The organism is Hydrogenovibrio sp., assembly GCF_049975065.1.
GTDB lineage: Bacteria > Pseudomonadota > Gammaproteobacteria > Thiomicrospirales > Thiomicrospiraceae > Hydrogenovibrio.
The window spans coordinates 2,827-27,905 of the sequence record NZ_JBNGDN010000017.1; the positions used below are offsets into that span (position 1 = coordinate 2,827).

General features: G+C 49.7%; 17 protein-coding genes and 1 pseudogene. 17 read left to right on the forward strand and 1 reads right to left on the reverse strand.

Annotation, left to right across the window (positions count from 1 at the left end):
• Positions 1 to 180 (reverse strand): annotated as a pseudogene (locus ACP5D0_RS03790) (leucyl/phenylalanyl-tRNA--protein transferase); the annotation flags it as partial.
• 172 nt (positions 181 to 352) lie between these two features.
• On the opposite strand from ACP5D0_RS03790, the gene dnaE reads away from it, so the two are divergent.
• The 17 genes from dnaE (at position 353) to ACP5D0_RS03875 (ending at position 25,039) form a co-directional block, all read left to right on the forward strand.
• Positions 353 to 3,841 carry a DNA polymerase III subunit alpha gene (gene dnaE, locus ACP5D0_RS03795; RefSeq protein WP_472364250.1) on the forward strand — a complete coding sequence of 1,163 codons (3,489 nt, stop codon included), beginning with the start codon at positions 353 to 355 and terminating at the stop codon, positions 3,839 to 3,841.
• A gap of 144 nt (positions 3,842 to 3,985) precedes the next feature.
• Entirely contained in the window at positions 3,986 to 5,947 is a 1,962-nt protein-coding gene (gene acs, locus ACP5D0_RS03800) for an acetate--CoA ligase (protein ID WP_472364251.1), read from the forward strand.
• 433 nt (positions 5,948 to 6,380) lie between these two features.
• On the forward strand, positions 6,381 to 6,599 hold the full coding sequence (locus ACP5D0_RS03805) for a DUF485 domain-containing protein (protein WP_472364252.1): 219 nt from the start codon (positions 6,381 to 6,383) through the stop codon (positions 6,597 to 6,599).
• Entirely contained in the window at positions 6,599 to 8,209 is a 1,611-nt protein-coding gene (locus ACP5D0_RS03810; protein ID WP_472364253.1) for a sodium/solute symporter, read from the forward strand. Before ACP5D0_RS03805 ends, ACP5D0_RS03810 begins: the two co-directional genes overlap by 1 nt.
• Before the next feature lie 155 nt (positions 8,210 to 8,364).
• A complete protein-coding gene (locus ACP5D0_RS03815; protein ID WP_472364254.1) occupies positions 8,365 to 10,221 on the forward strand; it encodes a DUF294 nucleotidyltransferase-like domain-containing protein in 1,857 nt (618 codons plus the stop codon).
• A gap of 2 nt (positions 10,222 to 10,223) precedes the next feature.
• On the forward strand, positions 10,224 to 10,880 hold the full coding sequence (locus tag ACP5D0_RS03820; RefSeq protein ID WP_472364255.1) for a 3'-5' exonuclease: 657 nt from the start codon (positions 10,224 to 10,226) through the stop codon (positions 10,878 to 10,880).
• A gap of 206 nt (positions 10,881 to 11,086) precedes the next feature.
• The gene (rimP, locus tag ACP5D0_RS03825) at positions 11,087 to 11,539 is read left to right on the forward strand and encodes a ribosome maturation factor RimP (RefSeq protein WP_472364256.1); all 453 of its coding nucleotides are present in this window, start codon (positions 11,087 to 11,089) and stop codon (positions 11,537 to 11,539) included.
• Positions 11,540 to 11,600: 61 nt separating this feature from the next.
• Complete coding sequence (gene nusA / locus ACP5D0_RS03830) at positions 11,601 to 13,088, forward strand: transcription termination factor NusA (protein WP_472364257.1); 1,488 nt, start codon at positions 11,601 to 11,603, stop codon at positions 13,086 to 13,088.
• 18 nt (positions 13,089 to 13,106) lie between these two features.
• Positions 13,107 to 15,587: a translation initiation factor IF-2 gene (gene infB, locus ACP5D0_RS03835; protein WP_472364258.1), complete on the forward strand. Its 2,481-nt coding sequence runs from the start codon at positions 13,107 to 13,109 to the stop codon at positions 15,585 to 15,587.
• A gap of 124 nt (positions 15,588 to 15,711) precedes the next feature.
• Positions 15,712 to 16,080 carry a 30S ribosome-binding factor RbfA gene (gene rbfA / locus ACP5D0_RS03840; protein WP_472364259.1) on the forward strand — a complete coding sequence of 123 codons (369 nt, stop codon included), beginning with the start codon at positions 15,712 to 15,714 and terminating at the stop codon, positions 16,078 to 16,080.
• 16 nt (positions 16,081 to 16,096) lie between these two features.
• Entirely contained in the window at positions 16,097 to 16,990 is an 894-nt protein-coding gene (gene truB, locus ACP5D0_RS03845; RefSeq protein WP_472364260.1) for a tRNA pseudouridine(55) synthase TruB, read from the forward strand.
• A gap of 5 nt (positions 16,991 to 16,995) precedes the next feature.
• Positions 16,996 to 17,823 carry a methyltransferase domain-containing protein gene (locus ACP5D0_RS03850; protein ID WP_472364262.1) on the forward strand — a complete coding sequence of 276 codons (828 nt, stop codon included), beginning with the start codon at positions 16,996 to 16,998 and terminating at the stop codon, positions 17,821 to 17,823.
• Between the two features lie 160 nt (positions 17,824 to 17,983).
• On the forward strand, positions 17,984 to 18,475 hold the full coding sequence (locus ACP5D0_RS03855) for a Crp/Fnr family transcriptional regulator (RefSeq protein WP_472364263.1): 492 nt from the start codon (positions 17,984 to 17,986) through the stop codon (positions 18,473 to 18,475).
• A gap of 118 nt (positions 18,476 to 18,593) precedes the next feature.
• Positions 18,594 to 18,860 (forward strand): 30S ribosomal protein S15, encoded by a 267-nt coding sequence (gene rpsO / locus ACP5D0_RS03860; RefSeq protein ID WP_472364267.1) that lies wholly within the window; start codon positions 18,594 to 18,596, stop codon positions 18,858 to 18,860.
• A 337-nt stretch (positions 18,861 to 19,197) separates the two neighbouring features.
• On the forward strand, positions 19,198 to 21,282 hold the full coding sequence (gene pnp / locus ACP5D0_RS03865; protein WP_472364264.1) for a polyribonucleotide nucleotidyltransferase: 2,085 nt from the start codon (positions 19,198 to 19,200) through the stop codon (positions 21,280 to 21,282).
• A 99-nt stretch (positions 21,283 to 21,381) separates the two neighbouring features.
• Entirely contained in the window at positions 21,382 to 24,294 is a 2,913-nt protein-coding gene (locus ACP5D0_RS03870; protein WP_472364265.1) for an insulinase family protein, read from the forward strand.
• Positions 24,295 to 24,307: 13 nt separating this feature from the next.
• Positions 24,308 to 25,039: an SIMPL domain-containing protein gene (locus tag ACP5D0_RS03875; RefSeq protein ID WP_472364266.1), complete on the forward strand. Its 732-nt coding sequence runs from the start codon at positions 24,308 to 24,310 to the stop codon at positions 25,037 to 25,039.
• The last annotated feature ends 40 nt before the right edge of the window (positions 25,040 to 25,079 follow it).

The window sequence follows — 25,079 nt, forward strand, 5'->3', positions numbered from 1 at the left end:
GGGTTCGCCGTCATTAAACCATGGGAAAATGCCACGACGGTAAGCGGCCAGTAACCATTCGACGGTCAGATCGCCGCCGACCGCCAATAAACCGTCCGGTTCGGTTAGCGCAAGGTGGGTTGGTGGAAAAAGAACCGGCTCTGTGTCGAGCCAAAAAGCTTGTGGCCTAGCCGCTGTCATTGGAAATTTCCGAATAAAAGAGCCAAAATTATCATAGAATATCCTCCTATTATAAGCCATGCATCCGGCCAGTGGCGCTTTTGCTGTGCCTTTTTAGCCTATGCTTTAGAGTTTGCTTTGTGTGCACTCGGCGTTTGCTCAAAATAACCCTTTCTACAATTTGCGACCTTTCATGACTCAATCAACTCAATTTGTTCATCTGCATCTTCATTCAGAATACTCGGTGGTGGATTCAACGCTTCGCGTCAAGCAAGCCATTCATCATGCCTTGGAGCATGGTCAGCCGGCGTTAGCGTTAACGGATGAAATGAACTTGTTCGCGTTGATTAAGTTTTACACTGCGGCCTCATCCGCAGGAATCAAGCCCATTATCGGTGCGGATTTACAGGTCGAAGCGGCGGATGGTGCCGTGTTCCGAGTGGTGGCCTTGTGCCAGAATAACCAAGGGTATTTGAATCTTTCACGTCTGATTTCCTTAGCGTATCTTAAAAACCAGAAGTTGGTTAACAACGAAATGAAGGCGTTGGTGCAACAGGATTGGTTGGCCAGCCATCACGACGGTTTGATTATTTTATCCGGTGGGCGTGACGGCGATATTGGCGAAGCCTTATTGGCTCAAAAGCCGAACTTGGTGGCGAAACGCATTCATTGGTGGCAAACCCATTTTCCGGATCGGTTTTATCTGGAAGTGGTGCGTACCGGACGGGATAAAGAAGAGCGCTACCTACACGGTGCCGTGGACGTTGCCCAGCGCTATGAACTGCCAATCGTCGCCACCAATGATGTGCGTTTTCAGGCGGAAGAGGACTTTGATGCGCATGAGGTGCGTGTTTGCATTCACAGCGGACATATTCTGGATGACCCTAACCGTCCGAAAACCTATTCCGAAGAACAGTATTTCCGAACGTCCGATGAAATGGTCGAGCTGTTTGCCGATTTGCCGGAAGCCATTGAAAATACGGTGGAAATTGCTAAGCGTTGTAATGTCACTCTGACCCTCGGCACTTACTTCCTGCCGGATTTTCCGGTGCCGGAAGGTATGACGATGGACGAATATTTTATTCAGGAATCGCAAAACGGGTTGGAAGCGCGTTTGAAATTCCTGTTCGGGCATTTATCCGCTGAAGAATTTGCCGAAAAGCGTCAAGAATACGACGATCGACTCAAGTTCGAACTCGATATCATCATTCAGATGGGCTTCCCTGGGTATTTTTTCATCGTTGCCGACTTCATTCAGTGGGGTAAAAATCACGAGGTGCCGGTCGGCCCAGGGCGTGGCTCCGGTGCCGGTTCCCTGGTGGCCTATGCGCTGAAAATCACCGATTTGGATCCGCTGGAATACGACCTGCTGTTCGAACGGTTCTTGAACCCGGAAAGGGTGTCCATGCCCGATTTCGACGTCGATTTCTGTATGGAACGACGCGATGAGGTCATTGATTATGTGTCACGCCAATACGGCCAAGATCACGTGTCGCAAATCGTCACTTTCGGCACCATGGCGGCCAAAGCCGTCGTGCGTGATGTGGGACGAGTTCTGGGGCTTGGTTATGGCGTGGTGGATGGCATTGCCAAGTTGGTGCCGAACGATTTAGGTATCAAGCTCAAAGACGCCCTGGAAGAGGAAGAAATGCTGCAGGAGCGTTACGATAATGAAGAAGACGTTCGTCTGCTCATTGATTTGGCCTTGAAGCTGGAAGGCACGGTGCGAAACACCGGTAAGCACGCCGGCGGGGTGGTCATCGGTCCGAAACCTTTGGATCAATTCTGCCCTGTGCTGTGTGAACCGGATGGCAGCAGTGTGGTCACCCAGTTGGATAAAAACGATGTGGAAACCGCAGGCCTGGTCAAGTTTGACTTTTTGGGCTTGCGGACACTCACCATTATTGACTGGGCGCTGCATTTTATCAACGATGGCAAGCAACCCGGCGATGAGGGCTTTGTGGACATCGCGCGTATTCCACTGGACGACACTCAAACCTTTGACCTGATCAAAACCGGTAAAACCACGGGTGTGTTCCAGTTGGAATCGACGGGCATGCAGAACCTGATTGTTCGCCTGCGCCCCGACTGCTTCGAAGACATTATCGCCCTGGTGGCCTTGTTCCGACCTGGCCCGCTGGAATCGGGCATGGTGGAGAACTTTATTGCCCGTAAGCACGGTAAGGAAAAAGTCTCTTACCCAGACGCACAATACCAGCACGAATCTTTGCAACCGATTCTGGAACCGACCTATGGGGTGATTCTGTATCAGGAACAGGTGATGCAAATCGCTCAGGTGTTGGCCGGTTATACGCTGGGCGGTGCAGACATGCTGCGTCGTGCGATGGGGAAAAAGAAGCCCGAAGAAATGGCCAAGCAGCGCTCTGTGTTTAAAGACGGGGCGGTAAAGAGCGGTATTGACGGCGACTTGGCGATGAAAATTTTTGACCTAGTGGAAAAGTTCGCCGGGTATGGGTTTAACAAATCTCACTCGGCCGCCTATGCGTTGGTGTCCTATCAATCGGCTTGGCTGAAAACGCATTATCCGGCGGAGTTTATGGCGGCGCAGATTTCGTCGGACATGGACAATACCGATAAAGTGGTGCACATGGTCAACGAATGTTATGCCATGGGGATTGATGTTCGCCAGCCCAATATCAATGAATGCGAAATTCACTTTAAGTCGGTCAAAACCGAGGAAAAGGTGGTGCGTTACGGCCTGGGCGCGATTAAGGGCGTTGGGGAGTCGGCGTTGGAAGGCATTGTTGCCGAGCGTCAGGCGCATGGCGCTTATCGAGATTTGTTCGATTTCTGTTTCAGAGTGACTCGAAAAGTCAATAAACGGGTGATTGAAGCTTTAATTCGTGCCGGTGCGATGGACTGTTTGCACGATAACCGCCAAGCGATGCTTGACAGTATTGGGCTGGCGATGCAGAAGGCCGAGCAGAAGCACAAAGATGAGGAAGCAGGCCAGGGCGACCTCTTTGGGGATGTGTTGTCGTTCGAGGCCGAAAATGCGGATGTATTAGTGGCTGTGCCAGAAATGTCAACCAAGTTGCGCTTAAAGGGTGAAAAAGACGTATTGGGGCTTTACATGACCGGTCACCCGATTGAAATGTACCGTGAAGAGCTGTCCCAATACGTTGAGCAGGGGTTGGCGTCCTTGCGACCGGAAAAGTGGGTCAAAAAATGGGCCGCGGGTTTGATCGTTGAAGCTCGAAGCAAAACCACTAAAAGCGGCAATCGCATGGGTTTTGTGGCCATAGATGATCAGACCGCGAGAATGGAAGTGGTGTTGCGACCGGCGGTTTTTGAAACCTGTCGAGACATACTGCAACCGGACACGGTGGTGCTGATTTACGGTGAAGTATCCGAGGATACGTTTAACGGTGGCATAAAACTGGATGCCGAACAAGTGGTGACCCTGGCGGAGGCGCGGGTGGAAAAAGCGCGAGCCATTAAGGTGCAGGTGAATGCCAAGGTGACACCGGAAAGCATTCAGCAGTTGTCGGCTTTGCTGGCGCCCTACCAGGCGGAAGCCGGACTGCCGTTTGTCGTAGATTATCAGAGTGACCAGGCCAGGGCGCAATTAATTACGCCCAAGGAGCGTGTTTTTAGGCCGGATGATGCGCTCTTGGAGCAGTTAGTCAGCGAAGGTTGGCAACCACAGGTTGTCCTTTAGCCTTCCTTTAGCCTTTTTTGTTCGTCTTAACTTTCGCACGCCATTCGTAGGCGGCAGGCGTTCATAAACACTTTTTATTCCTTTTGAAGGGCATAACCATTAGAATGTGCACAAAAGACTCAATTTGTAAAATAGGAGACTTGAATGTCTAATAATATTGAATCGATTTTACACGAAGATCGTATATTCAAACCATCCGACGATTTTAAACGTCAGGCTAATATCACTGACGAAAAATATCAGGCACTGAAAGCCAAAGCCGAAGCCGATTATGAAGGCTACTGGTGTGATCTGGCCAGAGAAAAGCTGGAATGGTCCAAAGATTTTACGATTGGATTAGACGATTCTAAGCCTCCTTTCTACAAATGGTTTACAGACGGTGAGCTGAATGCCTCCTATAATTGTATTGACCGTCATCTTGCAGAAAAAGAAGACAAGCTGGCGATTATTTTCGAAGCCGACGATGGCTCGGTTGAACAATACACCTACAAGGAACTGCACGATGAAGTTTGCCGCCTAGCCAATGCCTTAACGGCACAGGGTATCGAAAAAGGCGAGCGCGTCATTATTTATATGCCGATGATTCCACAGGCGGTTTTTGCCATGCAGGCCTGTGCCCGTGTCGGTGCCATTCACTCCATCGTATTCGGCGGCTTCTCGGCGGAAGCTTTGCGCGACCGTATCGAAGATGCCGGTGCCCGTATGGTCATCACCGCCAATGCTGGACGGCGCGGCGGAAAATCCGTTCCATTAAAGAGCGCGGTTGACGCGGCGCTTGAAAAGGGCGGTGATTCTGTTCGCAAAGTCATTGTTTATCATCGCACCAACGATGAAGTGGCCATGAAAGAAGGGCGTGATATTTCTTGGCATGACGCCGTGGCGGGGATGAGCAATTATCACGACCCTGTGGCGGTGAATGCGGAACACCCGCTGTTTCTGCTGTACACGTCCGGTTCCACCGGCAAGCCCAAGGGCATTCAACACAGCACCGGTGGTTACCTTCTGAACGCTTACATCACCAATGAGTGGGTGTTTGACCTAAAAGACAGCGACGTTTTCTGGTGTACGGCTGATGTGGGCTGGATTACCGGCCATACCTATGTGGCCTACGGCCCCTTGGCCATGGGCATGACCATTGTCATGTTTGAAGGGGTGCCGACCTATCCAGATGCCGGTCGTTTCTGGCAGGTCTGTCAGGATCATGGGGTAACCGTTTTCTACACGGCTCCGACCGCAATTCGCGCCCTGGAGAAGTTTGGTGACGAGGTGCCAAAGCAATACGATTTATCAAAATTGCGTCTGCTGGGAACGGTCGGCGAACCGATCAACCCGGAAGCCTGGATTTGGTATCACGATGTGATCGGTCGCGGCGAATGTCCGATAGTGGATACCTGGTGGCAGACCGAAACCGGTGCCAATATGATTGCGCCGATTCCGGGCGTGACCGATTTGAAACCGGGTTCTTGTACAAAGCCTTTGCCGGGCATTGATGCGCATATTGTCGATGAAACAGGAACCGAGTTGACCCACGGAGAGGGGGGCTATTTGGTGATTCGCAAGCCTTGGCCTTCCATGCTGCGCACCATCTGGAATGACGATCAGCGTTTCGTAGATACCTACTTCGCCATGTTCAACAATAAATACTATGTGGTTGGCGACAGCGCTCACTTAGATCACGACGGCAATTTCTGGATTATGGGGCGTATTGATGACGTTCTAAACGTCTCGGGGCATCGTCTTGGCACCATGGAAATCGAATCGGCACTGGTATCGCACGAACATGTAATGGAAGCGGCGGTGGTTGGGAAGCCGCATGATGTGAAAGGCGAGTCGATTTTCGCGTTTGTGGTGATGAATATGGATGTTCCGAAGGGCGATGCGCGTCTGGCACTGGTGCAGGAGCTGCGCAATCATGTGGCCAAGGAGATCGGTCCGATTGCGAAACCGGATGACATTCGTTTCGGCTCCAACCTGCCAAAAACCCGTTCCGGTAAGATCATGCGCCGCTTGCTGCGCAGCCTTGCCAAGGGCGAGGAAATTACCTCCGATACATCCACTTTGGAAGATCCAACAATTTTGGATCAGTTTATGGAAAAACACCATTAATCAAATTGATGAAAACCGGCCGATTAGGCGGTATTGAGTAAGAGGTTTGGGGTCAAGCCATTAGCAATGCGAGTGGTTTGCCCTAACGGGCTTATCTGATGTCTGGGGACGTCTAAGTTTAAGTTTCAGTCAATTCTGATTGCTTGCGCAGAATTCACCGAACAGGAACGACTGCCCTTAGATAACAATACAAAACCGTTTGTTTTCGCTGGAGCAGCGTGTTAACTGTATTGACAGAATAAGTGTTTATTAAATTCGACAAGTTGGATGTATCAGATCTTGTTTATATTCGATTCTTCAAAACAATGACAAAATGAATAAATCGAAGATCGGAAACCCCTGTTTGAGCCCATTCGAGTTTTATCAAAACACGTTCGGATAGGTTTCGAGTGTCGAATTTCAACCCAAGAAATGTCTTAAAGAGGAGATATTTGTGAATAGCAAAGAGACGTTCGCGGCCATATTACTGGCCATTTATACTGTGATGTACTTTGGAATTGCGCTGATGACATCAGCCACTTTCAAAGACATTGCCGCCATGCCAATTGCGGGGCTGCCGCTAGCCATTTGGGGTGGACTATTAATCATCGTAACAGGTGTGGTCATGACTCGGCTTTATCTGAATAAAATGGATTCAGAGGGGCAGGAATAATGGAGAATTTAGTTGCATTAATTATCGTTGGGCTTGGGATCGCCTTGTCCATTTGGATCAGTTTTTATCACCGTCGTTCGACGGCGTCAACAGCTAATTATTATGTGGCCGGCGGCGGCATTTCCCCGCAGGTGAATGGATTGGCTATGCTGGGTGATTACGCTTCGGCGGCCAGTTTCTTGGGTGTGGCAGGCGCGGTTGCTTTGATGGGCGTGGATGGCTGGTGGCTGGCTATTGGTTTCTTTGCGGCCTGGGTGGTGGTGTTAATGACCATTTCCAGCCCTCTCAAGAATGTGGGTAAATACACAGTGGCCGATGTTTTAAATGCCCGTTTTTCTGAGAATGCCAAGCAGATCCGAACGGTCGCCATGTTATCGACACTGGTGCTGTGTATTATGTATTTAGTCCCGCAAATTGTCGGTGCCGGGCATCTGTTTGGATTGTTGCTGGGGTGGGATTATCTCCCGACGGTTTTGGTCACCGGTTCTTTAATGGCGTTGTTTGTTATTATCGGTGGTATGAAAGGTACCTCTTATAACCAGGCCATTCAAGGAACGATTCTGTTTGGTGCCATGTTGTTTTTACTGGTATTTGGTATTATTCACCTGTTTGGTGGAAATCCGGCGGGGGTTATCGAAGCCAGTTCTCAAATGGTGCCGGCAAAATTAGCGGCTGAAAACCCGGCTGCGGTCGCGGCGGCCGCCGCCGCTTCGGACCTAGGGGCAGCGGTCGCGGCGGTTCGTGAGATGATGCCGGAAGCGGCCTCGGCGGTGACGCCTGGGGTTGGGCTGCGCAGCTTGGCGGACAATGCCAGTTTGGTGTTGGCTCTGTTCCTGGGGGTTTTGGGTCTGCCACACATTTTAATTAAGTTTTACACGGTTGCCAATGCTTCTGACGCGCGTAAGTCAGCTGAGATTACCATTTGGGGCTTGGCCGTGTTTTATGCGGCGATTTTCTTTGTTGGCTTGATTGCGATGTATGCTCTTTATCCTGAGTTGTTGCAGATGATCGCCAATGGTGAAGTCGGTAAAGCGAAAAACATGACCATGCCCATGCTCGGTGATATGCTCGGCGGTCAGATCCTGATGGGGGTAATTGCGGCGGGTGCCATGGCGGCCATGTTGAGTACCTCGGCGGGCTTGTTGATTTCAGCCACCTCTTCGTTGGCGCATGATTTGTATAAAGGCGTGATCAAACCGGATTCAACGGATGAAGAAGAGCTGAAGTTTGCAAAAATAGGCGCTTTCTTTCTGGCCGTTGTGGCCATTGCCATGTCGGTCTGGTTGAAAGAGGAAAACGTCGCTATGTTGGTAGGAATGTGTTTTGGCATTGCGGCTTCGACCTTTGCTCCGGCGCTGGTGTTTGCTGTTTGGTGGAAAGGGTTGACCAGTCAAGCGGTCATCTGGGGGATGGCCATCGGTCTGGTGACCTCCCTGCTGTTTACCTTCTCGAAATTCTTCGGTTTGGAAACCATGCTTGGACTGGATGTTCTGGTTAATCCGGCACTCTATTCGGTTCCGATTGCGGTGATTGCGACGGTTGTGATCAGTAAAGTGACCAGTGACCGAGGTGATACAGATGAATTTATGGCGAAAGCCCACGGCAAATAGTCCTAATTTTCTGTAACACGATAGAATAAGAAAAGGGTGCTTTATAAGCACCCTTTTTTACGTTCAAAAAGCCGTTACCGCATGAAAACCATGAATTTATCCGGTGTTCACGTTATGATGAAATGCTTGATGAATAACGAATTGAGTAGAGACTTATGGGCTTTGAACAACAACGTGAATTTTTATCTCAAACGCCTCCTTTTGATAGTTTGAATGAAAAACTGTTGAACACTTTGGCCGACAGTATGGATGTTCAATACTGGCCCGCCAAAACCCGATTGGAAGTGACAAATGCTTCCGAAGATCAAGCGTTGTATTTTGTGATTAAGGGCAAAGTCGCCGAATGGCAAGAGGGAATGATCACGGCACAATATGGCGTGCGAGGTTACTTTGGTGATGCGATCTTGCTCGATAAGCACCAAAAAACCGTTGTGTTTGAAATGATTGAAGAGGTGATTGCCTACCGATTGCCAAAATCGCTTTTTCTCAAAGCTTTAGACAGCAGTGAGAGCGTTTCCAATTTTTTTAACGCCTCCATCGTGGAGAAGTTGAATCGAATTCATGAAGCCATACAGTCGTCATCGTCAACAGAAGTGATGATGGACACAGTGTGCAGTGCGCCCATTCAAACCTTGGTCAGAGTTGAATCGACTGAATCTCTATTGGTTGCAACGCAAAAAATGATGGCCGTCAGATCCGATGCCTGTTTGGTGATTTTTGACCAAGAAGCGCCGGGTATTGTGACCTCCAGCGATGTTTTGAAGTTTATTGCATCGGATTCAATTGAGCGAGTGAAGCAACCGGGGGTCTTGGCCGAAATCGCCCATAAACCTGTTTATTCGGTACATGAATACGATTATTTATTCAATGCGTTACTCAAAATGACCCGTTATCAAATTGATCGACTGGTGGTTCGAGATGACAAGGATTTTGTGGGCATTTTACATCAGAAAGATCTCATGAGCCTGTTCGCAAATCAATCGGGTCTGGTCTTGATTAAAGTAGACCAGGCCCGTTCTGTTGACGATTTGATTGAGGTGGGGCCTCAAATAGATCGATTGATTCAAAACTTGAATCAAAAAGGGATAAAAACACATTACATTGCCAAGTTGGTGAATGAACTGCATCGAAAAATGTTGGCGAAATTGGTCGGGCTGTTACTGCCGAGCGCATTGCAGGATAAAGTGTGTCTGTGTGTCATGGGCAGTGAAGGGCGCTCGGAACAAGTTATTCGCACAGACCAAGATAATGCGTTGATTTTTGATGATGCCCTCTCGGCATCGGAGGAAGAGGCCTTGTCCGACTTTGCGGTGGTATTTATTGATCGGTTAAAACAAATGGGGTTCCCGCCCTGTCCGGGGAATATTATGTTATCCAACCCGGAATGGCGTATGCGTCAATCCGAGTTTGAAGCCAAGATTGATCGCTGGTTCGATCAACCTTCCGACGATCATTTTATGAATGCCGCGATTTTCTATGATGCCGAGTCGGTTTTTGGTCGATCCGAATGGCTGGAACAGCTCAAACACAGATTGATGCAAAAAACCCAAGAATATGACCATTTTTTAAGGCACTTTGCGGTAGCCACCCTAAGATTTCCAACCCCGGTGGGTTTTTTTGGTGGTTTGGTGTCTGAAACGGAATCGGGGCATGATTTATTGGATATTAAGAAGGGCGGCATCTTCACGCTGGTGCACGGCGTGCGTTGTTATGCCCTGGAAGCGGGGATTGACAAAACCAATACGCACTGGCGCATTAAAGCGTTAATGGATCAAGGCCTATTTGAAAAGGAGTTTGGTTTGGAGTTGGGCGAAACACTGAACTTTTTGAACACCTTGCGATTGCAGTCGATGTTGGAGCAGCTCAATGAAGGCGTTACGATTCCAAATAATAAAATCCGTCTGGAGGCGCTGTCGCATATGAATCAGGATTTGTTAAAACAAAGTTTTCATGTCGTGGATACGTTTAAAAAACGCCTGACACATCACTTCAACCTACACAGCATGGTGTAATAATGAACGGGTTGAAAACTTGGTTACGCCACCGTCGTTTGGCCACGATGAAAAAAAAGTTAAAGCACCCCGAGTTTGATTTTCTTTTTGAAGCCATGCCGGATCGATTTGTGTGTTTTGACTGTGAAACCACTGGCCTGAATCCGCAAAAAGACCGCATTGTCTCGCTCAGTGCGCTCAAAATGGATGGTGATCGCATTCAGACCAGTCAAAGTTTGAATCTTCTGATTCAACAGTCCGAGTCGATTTCGGCAGAAAGCATTCAAGTGCATCATATACGAAATATGGATGTGGCAAACAGTGAGCACGTTTATCAAACTGAAATAGAAGCCATGCGGGATTTTTTGGCGTTTATCGAAGGCCGCACCCTGGTGGGCTATTATCTGGCGTTTGATGTCGCCATGGTCAATCAAATCATACAACCTTGGCTGGGAATAAGTTTGCCCAATCCGCAAATCGAAGTGTCCGGCCTGTATTATGAACACGCTATGAAAAAATATCACCGTTCCTGTGTGGAACCGAATATTGATTTAGGCTTTGATGCCATTTTGCAGAATCTGGGCATTCCCAATTTGGGTCAGCATGATGCCTATAACGATGCTCTGATGACCGCCTTGATCTACCTTAAGCTGTGTCATTTAAACGCAAGTTCGGCTTGAAGGGTGAATTTACTTGAACAGCGGGGAAATTTAAGTATAATGAGCGACACTTTTGAATCATCTACAAAGAAAGCGCGGGATTTGGTTTAAGAAGTTGCCGCATCTTTTGATTTAGAAGCTGAGGCAGAGCTTCCCAAAACGCTTTCTCAATAAAAATAAAACCCCGTTTTAACGGGGTTTTTTATTTTTCGCACTGAGGAAATTACGTGACATTAGAAGACAAAATTGAAGCCTTGTTAAAGCCGACGGTTGAATCAATGGGGTTTGAATTCTGGGGCTGTGAATACCTACCCGCCGGTCAACATTCGACGTTAAGAATTTACATCGATAAAACCGACGGCGTCACGGTAGATGATTGCGGTGACGTGAGCCGTCAGGTCAGCGCCATTATGGATGTGGAAGACCCGATTGCCAGTGCCTACATGTTGGAGGTGTCTTCGCCAGGCCTGGATCGTCCTTTGTTTCAGCCGTCACAGTACGTGCCTTATCAGGGCCAACAGCTACAGGTGCGCACCGCTGCTCCGGTGATGGGGCGTAGACGCTTCAAAGGCAAAATGACGAGTGTGGACGATACCGGCATAGTGGTGGAAGTGGACGGCGAATTATTCGAGATTCCATTCGCCCAGATTGATAAAGCGAATGTGGTGCCACAGTTTTAATCGCTGATTGATGCAAGTCGATGGGAACATCGATCAATCCCCTACTTTTGAGGAAATGGAAATGAGTAAGGAAGTGTTAGCCGTTGTTGAGATTATGTCCAACGAAAAAGGCGTAGACAAGGATATTATTTTTGAAGCCGTTGAAGCCGCATTGGCAACGGCTACCCGAAAAAATCATAACGATGAAATCGATGTGCGAGTGTCGATCAACCGAAGCACTGGCGATTATGAAACCTTCCGCCGTTGGGAAGTGATCGAGGACGATGTCGAGATTGAAGATCACGTCGGCTGGTATTTGCGTCATATGGATGCCGTGGACATTGAACCGCACATCGAGCCAAGCGAATACATTGAAGAGCCGATTGAGTCCATTGAATTTGGTCGCATCGGAGCGCAGACAGCGAAACAGGTGATTATTCAGAAAGTGCGTGAAGCGGAACGCAAAAAAGTGGTGGAAGTCTATTCCAAGCGCATCGGTGAAATCCTGACCGGTCAGGTGAAGCGTATCGACCGTGGTGATGTGATTTTGGATATGGGCGATAACGTCGATGCGATTATTCCGCGTTCCGAGTTGATTAATCGCGAAAGTTTTAAAATGGGGGATCGAGTGCGTGCCTATGTTCAAGACGTTTCCTTCCGTCCACGCGGCGCACAAATATTCATGTCGCGTGCCTGCAAAGAAATGCTGATTGAACTGTTTCGCATTGAAGTGCCCGAAATCGGCGACGACTTAATTGATATTATGAGCGCGGCGCGTGACGTTGGGTTACGTGCCAAGGTCGCGGTGCGTGCCAATGATCCACGTTTGGATCCGATTGGGGCCTGTGTCGGTATGCGTGGTGGTCGTGTTCAGGCCGTCACCAACGAACTCAGTGGTGAGCGCATTGATATTGTGCTTTGGGACGCCAATGATGCCCAGTTTGTCATTAATGCCATGGCACCGGCCGAAGTCACCTCCATTATGGTGGACGAAGATAAACACACTATGGATTTGGCGGTGGATGATGAGCAGTTGTCGCAGGCCATTGGTAAGAATGGTCAGAACATCCGTTTGGCCACAGAATTAACCGGCTGGACACTGAATGTCATGTCGGAAACCGATATGGCGGCCAAGCATGAAACGGAATCTCAAACGCAAATGGCGTTGTTTGTCAATGGCCTGGATGTAGATGAAGACTTGGCGGAAGTTCTGGTCAGTGAAGGCTTTACAACGTTGGAAGAAGTGGCCTATGTGCCCTCAGGTGAAATGCTTGAAATTGACGGTTTCGATGAGGAAATCGTATCTGTCCTGAAAGCGCGTGCCAAAGATGCGTTATTGACGCAGGCGATTGCCAATGAAGAAAAAACCGCTCTGGCGGAACCGGCTCAGGATCTGTTGGATCTGGAAGGCATGACCGAAGAGCTCGCCAAAACCTTAGCCACCCAGGGCATCATTACGCAAGAAGATCTGGCTGAATTGGGAACCGACGAACTGCTGGAAATGGTGAAGCTTGACGAATCCGTCGCCAGTGAGTTGATTATGAAAGCACGCGCACCATGGTTCGAATAATTAGGAGGACACAATTGTATGTCTGAAGTATCCATAAAACAGTTTGCTGAAACACTGAATGTCTCGGTGGATAAGCTATTGTCCCAGCTGGAAAGTGCTGGGGTGTCCGGTAAGAAGGAAGCCGATTTTTTGTCGGATGATGAAAAACTCACCTTGCTTAATTATTTAAAAAGCCTTCATGGTGATAAGGTGGATGCACCCAAAAAGGTGACACTGAAGCGCAAACAGGTTCAGAAGTTAAACCTATCGTCCGGCTCCGGAAAACGCACGGTAAACGTTGAAGTGCGTAAGAAACGCACCTATGTGAAAAAACCGGAAGTGGTGGAAGAGCCGGTTGAAGAAGTGGTAGAAGATGCGACTGAGGAAGCCGTGGCGGAAACGCCAGTGCAGAAGGAGGTGGTCGAACATAACGCTCAGGAAGCGCCATCCGTCGATTCAGAAGCCCCAGTGGCCACTGAACCGACTTTGCCGGAAGAGATTATTGAGGCGATCGCACCGCAGCCGATTGTCGAAAATAAAGACAAAAAACACAAGAACGATAAAAAGGGCAAACCCGTTTCCGCCAAAGATGAAAAAGAAGAACTGAAACACAAAGGCAAGCCCAAGCCGAAAGAAAAATTGTCCAAGAAAACCCTAGCCATGTCGGGCGATCAGGCCTTCGGACGCCGCCGTCACAAAGGTGGGCATAAGAAATCCAATCAATCGGCAAATAACGAACATGGTTTCCAAAAACCGGTTGAAAAGCAGGTGCGCGAAGTGGCCTTGGGTGAAACCATTAAGGTCTCGGATTTAGCGGATAAAATGGCCGTTAAAGCCACTGAAGTCATTAAAACCATGATGGGGCTGGGCAGTATGGTGACCATCAATCAGGTTCTCGACCAAGAAACGGCTCAGCTGGTGGTTGAGGAAATGGGGCACAAAGTGTTGCTGGTGAATGAAAACCAGATTGAAGACGATGTGGTCAACCAAGATTACAATGGCGAAACCGTTACGCGTTCACCCGTGGTGACGATTATGGGACACGTTGACCATGGTAAAACCTCCTTGCTGGACTATATTCGTAAGGCCAAAGTGGCACACGGCGAATCCGGTGGGATTACTCAGCACATCGGTGCTTATCATGTTGAAACTGGCCACGGTAGCGTGACCTTCATTGATACCCCGGGGCACGAAGCCTTTACCGCCATGCGTGCGCGTGGGGCTAAGGTCACCGATGTGGTGGTCATAGTGGTGGCAGCAGACGATGGGGTGATGCCGCAGACCAAAGAAGCGATTCAGCACGCTAAAGCGGCGAATCTGGGCATGGTGGTCGCCATCAACAAGATGGATAAAGAGGGCGCCAATCCGGATCGTGTGATGCAAGAACTGGTGACTGAAGAAGTTGTGCCGGAAGAATGGGGCGGTGACGTTCAATTCATCCGCGTGTCCGCCAAAAGCGGCGAAGGCATTGACGATCTGCTCGACGCCATCCTGCTGCAATCGGAAATTCTCGAGTTGGAAGCACCGTTGGAAGGTCCTGCAAAAGGCGTGGTGGTTGAATCCCGCCTGGATAAAGGCCGGGGACCAGTCGCCACGGTATTGGTGCAGGCCGGCACCTTGAAAAAAGGCGACATTGCTTTGTGCGGTATGGAATACGGTCGTGTTCGTGCTTTGATTAATGAGAATGGCGAACAAGTCAAAAGCGCGGGGCCATCGATTCCGGTGGAAATCCTAGGGATGTCCGGTGTGCCGGTGGCTGGCGACGATATGATCACGGTCGAAAGCGAGCGTAAAGCGCGTGAAGTCGCCATGTTCCGTCAGAGCAAACACAAAGAAATGAAAATTGCCCGCCAGCAAAAAGCGAAACTCGATAATATGTTTAATCGCATGGAAGAGGGCGAAATCAAAAACGTTAATATTATCCTGAAAGCGGACGTGCAAGGCTCCATCGAAGCGATTGTGGACGCGCTGGTGAAACTTTCGAACGAAGAAGTCAAAGTGTCGGTCATTTCGTCCGGTGTGGGCGGCATTACCGAAACCGATGCCAACTTGGCGCTGGCATCGGACGCCTTGCTGTTCGGCTTTAACGTGCGTGCCGACACCAAAGCCAAACGTTTGATCGACAGTGAAGGGGTTTACCTGAAGTACTACAGCGTCATCTACGAAATCGTCGATGAAGTGAAACGTGCCATCGAAGGTAAGCTGGAACCGGATTTCAAGGAAGAAATCATTGGTGTTGCCGATGTGCGTGATGTCTTTAAGGCACCGAAAATCGGTCTCATTGCCGGTTGTATGGTGACCGAAGGCATGGTTAAACGTAACAACCCGATTCGTGTATTGCGTGATAATGTGGTCATTTACCAAGGCGCACTGGAATCCTTGAGACGCTTTAAGGACGATGTTCAAGAAGTGCGTCAGGGCATGGAGTGCGGTATCGGCGTGAAAGACTACAACGATGTTCAAGTTGGCGATCAGATCGAAGTTTACGAACGCGTTGCCGTCAAACGCACCTTGAGTTAATTGAACCAGGCCTGGCGCTTTTGCGTCCGGTTTGAAACAATTCGCGAACAATTCGATATTTTTTTCAGTGCCCCGCGAGGGGCATTGTTGTTTGGCACAAGCCAATTATTAAGAGAAGAACCGTATGAATGACGAAGTCAGTCGCCCCAATCGTGTTGCGCTTGAAATTCGCAAAACCCTCAGCGAAATCCTGCACCGTGACACCAAAGACCCGCGTTTGGAAAAGGTGAATATCACCGAGTGCAAGATTTCCCGGGATTTAAGCATCGCCAAAGTGTATTTTACAATTATCGGAGCCAATGAAGAGGAGCCAGCGGCTCAAGATGCCATTAAGGCCTTGGAAAAGGCTAAAGGATTCTTTCGTTCCGAAATCGGTAAACGCATGAAGTTGCGCATTACGCCGGAAATCCGCTTCTTCTATGACACAGTGGCGGAAAACGCCAGTCATATTGAAGAACTGATTTTCAAAGCCTTGCACCAGAACAAAAAATAAACGTCGAGCGGGTCTTATGGTAAAAAAACAATGGCAAGCTGTTGACGGCATCGTCTTGCTCAATAAACCGGAAGGCGTGACCTCTAATGGTATTTTGCAGCAGGTGCGGCGTTTATATAATGCCAAAAAAGCGGGGCATACCGGCGCTTTGGATCCGTTTGCAACGGGACTGTTACCAGTGTGTTTTGGTGAGGCGACTAAAATTTCCGGTTTGTTATTGGATTCCGATAAACGTTACATCGCCACACTCAGTCTCGGCGTCGAAACCGATTCGGGCGATAAGGACGGCAATCCGCAGCAAACCGCAGACGTGCCGTCCTTGAACGCCGACACCATTCAAATGGTTTTAACGGAACTTGAAGGCGACATCATGCAGCTGCCGCCGATGTATTCGGCCTTGAAGCATCAAGGTATTCCGCTTTATGAATACGCCCGTAAAGGCGTGGAAGTGGAACGGGTACCACGACCGATCACCATATATGAATTGACGCTGATAGATTTTCACCCGACCGAAATCACGTTTGAGGTCTTTTGTTCCAAAGGCACCTATGTGCGTACTCTGGGTGAAGAAATTGCGAAAGCGCTGGGAACGATCGGGCATTTAACCGCCTTGCATCGCACTCAAACCGGCAGTTTGCACGGTGACAACATGGCGACATTGGAAACCATCGAACAGGATTTGGCCGGGCATCTGCAACCGCTCGATTTACCCTTGCAACACCTGCAAGCCATATACTTGAACGAAGCCGATACGCGGACGATTCAGCACGGTGGTAAATTGGCGGTGGCGAAACCGGAGACGGAGTTGGTGCGTTTCTATGATCCGCAGCAGCGTTTCATCGGCGTGGGTGAATGGCAAACGGAAAAAAACCTGCTCAAGCCGAAACGTCTGTTTAATTTGGCGGACTGATTCGCATGTCCGCGTCGTTTGACGAAGCGCTTCCTCTGGTCGATTTGCGTCCGGCCGACCGCTATGCGGCCGCTCACTTTCGTGGCGCGACGCATTTACCTTGGCCGGATTTGAAAGAACGCTTATCGGAGCTGCCACCACGTCCGTCTGACTTGCAACTGGTGGGTAACGCGGCAAGTTTGCATGAGGCTTGCGCCTTTCTCAACGAAAAAGGCTACACAGTTGTTCACACATGGGATGAAACCGCTTACCTCAAAGAATTGCAAAAATCACCAGGCCTGGGGGTTTCCGGCATGAGCTCCAAACGCCTTTGGCAGCCGAACCCGCTATTGGTTTGGTGGCTTGAATGGTTACAGCAATCAACGTCACCGCAAAAAGTATGGGATATTGGATGCGGCGGCGGTCGCGATGCGGTTTATCTGGCGTTGCAGGGGTTTGATGTCACCGCCATCGACCAGCAGGAAGCCGTGTTGTCGCGAGCTCGGCGATTTGCCGAACGTCAGAACGCCAGCGTCGATTGGAAATGCTGTTCCGTGGATGAGACGGATTGCCTTCCAAATGACAAGGTGGATGTGGTTGTGATGATGCGTTATTTGAACCGATGCTTATTATCACAATTACACGATGCGATCCGACCGGGTGGTTTTGTGGTGATGCAAACCTTTGTTAGCGGTGTTGAGGCGTTCGGGTCGCCCAAAAACCCGAACTTCATTTTGCAACCCGATGAGCTGGCCAAAACCTTTTCCGACTTTGACGTAATTGTTGATAGAATAGAAACACTGCCCGATGGACGACCGGTTTCGTCCTTTATTGGCCGCAAGCCATCACAATAACCTTTAAACCCGAATGTTTACGACCGGTTCTTCGATTCATACGTTTGCGCAGTGATAGCGTAGAAATTTGGTTTTACACCGCCAGAAACGAAGCACTTGGCGGGCTGAGCCAAGGCAATTATTCGGGCCAAACAATCCAAAGTAATAGAAGAGAATGACTATGTTAAAGATGACCCCTGCCGAACTGTTTGATTACTTTCAAGCCAACGCCATTTGCGAATCCTTGACCCGACCCGATGTTGAAGTGATGTCGCACTTTCTTCAGGAAAAAAAACTAAAACGTAATGATGTGATTTCAGATATGGGCGTGGTTGGCGATTCGATGTTTTTCATTGTAAACGGTAAAGTCGGTTTTTCCGTAAATGACGGTCAGGACGAAGCAGAAGTCGCCGTTCAGGGGTCGGGCAATCTGATTGGTGAAATGTCGTTTTTTGACCGCAAACCGCGAATGTTAAAAATGTATGCCTACTCGAAAGAAGTGGAATTGTTGGAAATCAAGCGTCCGATGTACGATCGGTTGAAAGTCGAACACCCTTATATTGCGGTGAATCTGGTTGAAAACGCCGTGGTGAGTCTCGATCACTTGATTCGTGCCCTCAGCAACGATTTATCGCATTTTGAGCACTATATGGTTGGTTTTGGCCGCCACTGAGTTTTTGCCCCAATATTTCGTGGACAAAGGACATGGTTTGTGTATAATCCACTTTTTCGTTCTGCCATCGGTTGCGGAGCGCAAAATTTTATAAACCGATTGATCAAAGGATAAAATGATGTTGACTGCTGAAGATAAAGCAAAAATCGTGGCTGAATACGCCACACAAGAGGGTGACACCGGTTCGCCAGAAGTGCAGGTGGCTTTGTTGACTCACCGCATTACCTACTTAACGGAGCACTTCAAATCCCATATTCACGACAACCATTCACGTGCTGGCTTGCTACGTCTGGTCAGCCGTCGTCGTAAGTTGTTGGATTATCTTCACAAGAAAAATGCAGAACGCTACTTTACACTGATCAAAAAGCTCGGTCTGCGTAAGTAATCACCAGGCCGATCGGATCCTGTTCTGTATTCAAAAAACCCGCTTTGCGGGTTTTTTTTCGTCTGGCCTTCGGGTCAAAAAGCCTTCCATCAGAAAGGTTGTTTGTGAGGGGATTTGTTGTAAAATGGCAAGGCTATTTTGACTCATCAAAAAGTTCAATCAAAAAAGATCATTCGAATCGGCTCAATCGTCTGAAACCGAGACAAGCCTGAATCCTCAGCGACTTTCGCCACGCGGTACATCTCTTATATCACGGTGTAAAGCCTCTGAGGATTCAGGTTTCCTTGACGGTTTTTGCGGTTTGAATGCTCACCCTATGGAAAAAGGAAACAGCAGTATGGCTAAGTATGTAAAGACTTTCCAATATGGAAAGCATGAAGTGCGTTTGGAAACCGGTGAAATCGCGCGTCAAGCGGACGGTGCCGTGATGGTCGCCATGGGCGATACCCAAGTGTTGGTGACCGCCGTGGCGGCAAAAAGTGCCAACCCCGGTCAGGACTTTTTTCCCTTGACGGTGCAGTATCAGGAAAAAGCCTATGCCGCCGGACGCATTCCAGGCGGTTTTTTAAAGCGTGAAGGTCGCCCTTCGGAAAAGGAAACCCTAACCTCCCGCCTGATTGATCGCCCCATTCGTCCACTGTTTCCGAAAGGCTTTATGAATGAAGTGCAAATTATTGCCACAGTGGTGTCTCTGGATCCAGAAGTCGGCACAGAAGTGCCGGCGATGTTAGGCACCTCCGCGGCGTTGGCGATTTCCGGCATCCCGTTTGACGGCCCCATTGGCGCGGCGGTTGTCGGATACAAAGACGATGAATATCTACTGAATCCATCCACTGAAGCCTTATTGGATTCCGATTTGGAACTGAGCGTTGCGGGCACATCGGAAGCGGTGTTAATGGTCGAGTCCGAAGCCGCCGAGCTGTCTGAAGAAATCATGCTGGGCGCGGTGATGTTCGGTCACGAGCAGATGCAGGTGGCCATCACCGCCATTGAAGAAATGAAAGCCGATGTGGGCAAACCCCAGTGGGACTGGCAAGCCATCACCGAAAATACCGAGTTGAAAGACAAGGTGTACGGCCTAATTTGCGCTGACATTGAAGCCGCATACACCATTGCCGATAAGATGGCGCGTTATGCCGCGATTGATGCCGCCAAGCACAAGGCGTTGCAAACGCTCGAAGCCACGGATGAAAACACCGACGGCTATGCGAGCGGCGATATTGAAAAAATGGTGGGCAAATTGCAAAAAGAGATTGTCCGTGGTCGCATTATTGCCGGTGAGCCGCGCATTGATGGGCGTGACACTCAAACCATTCGTCAAATCGACTGCCAAGTCGGTGTTCTGCCAAAAGTGCACGGTTCGGCTCTGTTTACTCGCGGTGAAACCCAGGCCTTGGTGGTCACTACTCTGGGCACGGAAAAAGACGCCAAAATCGTGGACGAGCTGACCGGCTCCTTCACTGACCGCTTCATGTTGCATTATAACTTTCCCCCTTATTCCGTAGGCGAGTGCGGTCGTGTCGGATCGCCGGGGCGTCGTGAAATCGGTCACGGTATGCTGGCACGTCGAGGTGTGGCCGCCTTGTTGCCCACCGCTGAAGAATTCCCTTACACCATTCGCGTGGTGTCGGAAATTACCGAATCCAATGGCTCTTCTTCAATGGCCACGGTTTGCGGTACCTCCATGTCCTTGATGCATGCCGGTGTACCGATTGCCGCACCGATTGCGGGTATCGCCATGGGGTTGGTAAAAGAGGAATCCGGTTTTGCAGTCTTGTCCGACATTCTGGGCGACGAAGATCACCTCGGAGACATGGACTTTAAAGTGGCCGGAACCGATCAAGGCGTGACCGCCTTGCAGATGGACATCAAAATCACCGGCATTACCCGTGAAATCATGGAGATCGCTTTGCGTCAGGCCAAAGAGGGGCGACTGCACATTCTTCAAGAAATGGCACAGGCCATTACGGCGTCGAATACCGATGTGGCCAATACCGCACCGCGCTTTTTCAACATTAAAGTTAAGCCGGAAAAAGTGCGTGAAATCATCGGTAAAGGCGGTTCGGTCATTCGCTCCATTACCGAAGAAACGGGCGTGACCATCGAAATTGACGACGACGGCAATGTGAAAATTGCCGCGGTGGATGATGCGAGTGCCGAGGCCGCCAAGGCACGCATTGCGCAAATCACGGCCGAGCCGGAAATCGGCAAGCTTTATGACGCCAAAGTGGTGAAAATCGTCGATTTTGGTGCGTTTGTTTCCTATATGCCGGGCCGAGAAGGCTTGGTGCACGTGTCGCAAATTGCGGACGAGCGAGTGGAAGACGTCAATCAGTACCTCAAGGAAGGGCAGGAACTCCAAGTGCGCTTGATTGACATCGACAAACAGGGGCGCGTCAAACTGTCCATTAAGGAAGTGTAACCGTCTTTATTTGTATGAAAAGGCCGCATTTGACGGCCTTTTTTATTGAATTAAATCAGATGCTTAACGGTGTCTGTCAAAAACGATTAAGAAGAGACTATGCCAAAACATCATCCCGCGTTTGAATTCATTACCGAACATTTTATTGACTCTCTAAACCTTACCGTCCAGCATTTCAAGCACAAGGTAACGGGCGCCGAACATTACCATTTGGCCGCGGATGATCCGCAGAACGTTTTTATCGTGGCCTTGCGAACCGTGCCGATGGATTCCACCGGTGTGGCGCATATTTTGGAACACACTGTTTTGTGCGGCAGTGAAAAGTATCCGGTGCGCGACCCTTTCTTTATGATGATTCGCCGCTCCTTAAACACCTTTATGAATGCCTTTACCTCCAGTGATTGGACGGCCTACCCGTTTGCAACGGAAAATCGAAAGGACTTTCAGAATTTATTGGAAGTCTATCTGGACGCGGTGTTTTTCCCCAATATTGATCCTTTAGATTTTGCCCAAGAAGGTCACCGTCTGGAGTTTTCGAAGATGGACGACCCGACCTCCGAACTGACCTATAAAGGGGTGGTGTTCAATGAAATGAAAGGAGCGATGAGTTCGCCGGTATCGACACTGTGGCAAACGTTTTCGGCCGAAATCTATCCGACCTCGACGTACCACTACAACAGTGGTGGCGATCCAAAAGACATTCCAGAGTTGAGCTACGAGCAATTGGTGGCATTTCATCGCTACCATTATCATCCATCGAATTCGGTGTTTATGACCTACGGGGATATTTCCGCTGCCGAACACCAAACCCAGTTTGAGCAGCTTGCGCTGCAGCGTTTTGAAGATCGCGTCGAACCGATTATGGTCGGCCAAGAAAGCCGCTACACGCACCCCAAAACCTGCGAAAGCCGCTATGCCCTGAATGAAGAAGAACTGTCTAAAAAGACCCACATAGTGATGGGCTGGTTGCTGGGTGAAAACCGTGATCCAATGGACGTTTTAAAGGGGCATTTGCTCACCGCTGTTTTATTGGACAACAGTGCCTCGCCTTTGCGTCAGGCATTGGAAGAATCGCCTTTGGCGACCGCGCCTTCCCCTTTGTGCGGTCTGGAAGACAGCAACAAAGAAATGGTGTTTGCCGTTGGGGTGCAAGGTTCTGAGCCGGAGCATGCTGATGCCGTTGAGACGTTGATTTTGGAGACGCTGCAACAGGTTGTCAGAGACGGCATTGACCCAGAACAGGTGGAGGCCATGTTGCACCAGCTGGAATTATCGCAACGTGAAATCGGAGGTGACACCTACCCATACGGGCTGCAGTTGATTCTGCAATCACTGGCGGGTGCCATGCACGAAGGCGATCCGATTGCACTGCTGGATACGGATGCCGCTTTAGAGCGTTTGCGCGTGGAAGCCGCCGACGCCCAGTTTATTCCCAACCTGATTCAAAGCTGGATTTTGGATAATCCGCATCGTGTGCGCTTGACGCTGAAACCGGACGACCAGTTGTCTTCTGAGCAGGATGCCAGCGAAAAAGCCAAATTAAAGCAAATTCAGGACGCCCTGAGCAATGCGGAAAAACAGGCGATTGTTGCACGCTCGCTGGCCTTGAAGGCGCGACAAGAGCAACAAGATGATGCCAGTATCCTGCCGGAAGTCACTAAGGCGGATGTCCCGGCGGAGATTAAAGAAATTCAACCGGAAAACGTATCGCAAGTCCCCAAGGTTACGACCTATCAAGCCGGTACCAACGGCTTGAGCTACCTTCAGTTGATTCTCGACCTGCCCGATCTAACAACGGATGAACAGGTCGTTTTGCCTTTGTTTAACGCCTGTTTGACTGAACTGGGTTCGGCCGGGCGCGATTATTTGCAGACGCAATCGCTGCAAGCCGCTGTGACCGGCGGACTCTCGGCCAAATCGGCGGTACGTTCGCATTTAGAGGATGGCGACTCGTTTTACAGTCACTTTATTCTGTCCGGAAAAGCCCTGAATCGAAATCAACCAGGCCTGGCGGATTTAATGCTGGAGACCTTAACAAAAGTGCGTTTTGACGAATTTGATCGCATTCGTGACCTGATCGGTCAAATCCGCTCCTCCATGGATCATGGCATTACCGGCAACGGTCATGGTCTGGCGATGTCCGCCGCCAATCAAAATGCGTCTCCAGTGGCTAACTGGCATTTCAATCGCTCCGGTTTTGCCGGGATTCAGGCCATTAAATCCCTCTACAATCAACTGGATAGCGAGGGTGAGCTGGCACGCATTAGCCGCTTGTTTATGGGGATTCAGGCGAAATTGCTGCAGGCAAACAAACAAACACTAGTGATTTCGGATGAAAGTGGTTTGCAAACGGTTGAGGAAAATTTATCGTCCTGGCAGCCATTTGTTTCGGATGTCACATCGGAGCCGGGTTTGCAACTGACCGCTTCGCACACGCCGATTCACCAGGCCTGGCTCACCAGCACTCAGGTGAATTTCTGTGCCAAGTCGTATCCGGCGGTGTCGGCTGGACACCCGGATGCCCCCAAACTCTCCATTCTAGGGGCTTGCCTGCGTAACGGCTTTCTGCACTCGGAAATCCGAGAAAAAGGCGGGGCTTACGGCGGTGGCGCCAGCTATAATGCCGAAGCGGGTACCTTTGTGTTCTTCTCATACCGTGATCCACGCCTGTTGGAAACCTATGCCGACTTTGATCGAGCGCTGGATTGGGTGATGAGCGAACAGGCCACTCAGGCGAAAGTGGACGAAGCGATATTAAACGTCATCAGCGCGCTGGATAAGCCCGGTTCACCGGCAGGGGAAGCGCGAAAAGCGTTTTACCAGCAACTTTACGGGCGCACACACGATCTGCGTAAGGCTTACCGAGAAGGTGTCTTGTCCACCACCCTAGCGGATGTGCGAGACGTGGCACAACGCTATTTGCAAAATGACCAGGCCTCAAGCGCGGTGCTGACGCACAGCGGTCTGAAAGACACCCTAAAAGATACCGGATTTGAACTCATTACACTTTAAGGAGACGACCATTATGGCAACAGCATCTGTGAGCCCCCTTCATCGTAGCGGCGCGATTGTGTTGGGTTTTTTTATTTTTTTAGGGTTGAGTACGCTGGGCTGGGTGCTGGGCAAGTCGGCCATTGATGTCAAGCAACTGGATCGCATGGTGGTGGTTAAAGGCTTGGCGGAACAGGAGTATCCGGCGGACATTGTCATCTGGCCGATTACCTTCAGCGTGGCGGAAAACTCGGTTCAGGCGCTTTACAAAGCCATTGAACAGAATTCGGACGCCATTGAGCAGTTTTTGCTGAAAAACGGGGTGGCGAAAACGGAAATCAGCTTTTCCACGCCGAATATCACTGACAAATCCGCGCAGAATTACGGCAGCGGCCCGGCTCCGGAATTTCGTTTTACCGCCATGCAAACGGTGACAGTCTATTCCAAAAACGTTGATCAAGTGCGTCAGATCATGGGTGAAATGTCGCAACTAGGCAAGCAGGGGATTGTGCTGACCGGGGGCTATGACAGTCAGCCGGAATACATCTTCACCCGTTTGAATGAAGTCAAACCGAAAATGATTGAAGAAGCCACTAAAAAAGCCCGTCAAGTAGCGGAGAAATTTGCCGCCGATTCCGACAGTACACTGGGTAAAATCAAACGCGCCTCCCAAGGTCAATTCAGTATTCAGGCGCGGGATCGAAACAACCCGCAAATCAAAAAAGTCCGTGTGGTGACGACGGTGGAATATTATTTATCCGACTGAACAGCGCTCGCTGAACACTGACATTAGGATCGAAACAAAA

Excerpts from the sequence above, each read along its gene's own strand:
- dnaE (WP_472364250.1), top strand. The coding sequence starts at position 353 with ATGACTCAATCAACTCAATTTGTTCATCTGCATCTTCATTCAGAATAC.
- acs (WP_472364251.1), top strand. The coding sequence starts at position 3,986 with ATGTCTAATAATATTGAATCGATTTTACACGAAGATCGTATATTCAAA.
- ACP5D0_RS03810 (WP_472364253.1), top strand. The coding sequence starts at position 6,599 with ATGGAGAATTTAGTTGCATTAATTATCGTTGGGCTTGGGATCGCCTTG.
- ACP5D0_RS03815 (WP_472364254.1), top strand. The coding sequence starts at position 8,365 with ATGGGCTTTGAACAACAACGTGAATTTTTATCTCAAACGCCTCCTTTT.
- ACP5D0_RS03820 (WP_472364255.1), top strand. The coding sequence starts at position 10,224 with ATGAACGGGTTGAAAACTTGGTTACGCCACCGTCGTTTGGCCACGATG.
- nusA (WP_472364257.1), top strand. The coding sequence starts at position 11,601 with ATGAGTAAGGAAGTGTTAGCCGTTGTTGAGATTATGTCCAACGAAAAA.
- infB (WP_472364258.1), top strand. The coding sequence starts at position 13,107 with ATGTCTGAAGTATCCATAAAACAGTTTGCTGAAACACTGAATGTCTCG.
- rbfA (WP_472364259.1), top strand. The coding sequence starts at position 15,712 with ATGAATGACGAAGTCAGTCGCCCCAATCGTGTTGCGCTTGAAATTCGC.
- truB (WP_472364260.1), top strand. The coding sequence starts at position 16,097 with ATGGTAAAAAAACAATGGCAAGCTGTTGACGGCATCGTCTTGCTCAAT.
- ACP5D0_RS03850 (WP_472364262.1), top strand. The coding sequence starts at position 16,996 with ATGTCCGCGTCGTTTGACGAAGCGCTTCCTCTGGTCGATTTGCGTCCG.
- ACP5D0_RS03855 (WP_472364263.1), top strand. The coding sequence starts at position 17,984 with ATGTTAAAGATGACCCCTGCCGAACTGTTTGATTACTTTCAAGCCAAC.
- rpsO (WP_472364267.1), top strand. The coding sequence starts at position 18,594 with ATGTTGACTGCTGAAGATAAAGCAAAAATCGTGGCTGAATACGCCACA.
- pnp (WP_472364264.1), top strand. The coding sequence starts at position 19,198 with ATGGCTAAGTATGTAAAGACTTTCCAATATGGAAAGCATGAAGTGCGT.
- ACP5D0_RS03870 (WP_472364265.1), top strand. The coding sequence starts at position 21,382 with ATGCCAAAACATCATCCCGCGTTTGAATTCATTACCGAACATTTTATT.
- ACP5D0_RS03875 (WP_472364266.1), top strand. The coding sequence starts at position 24,308 with ATGGCAACAGCATCTGTGAGCCCCCTTCATCGTAGCGGCGCGATTGTG.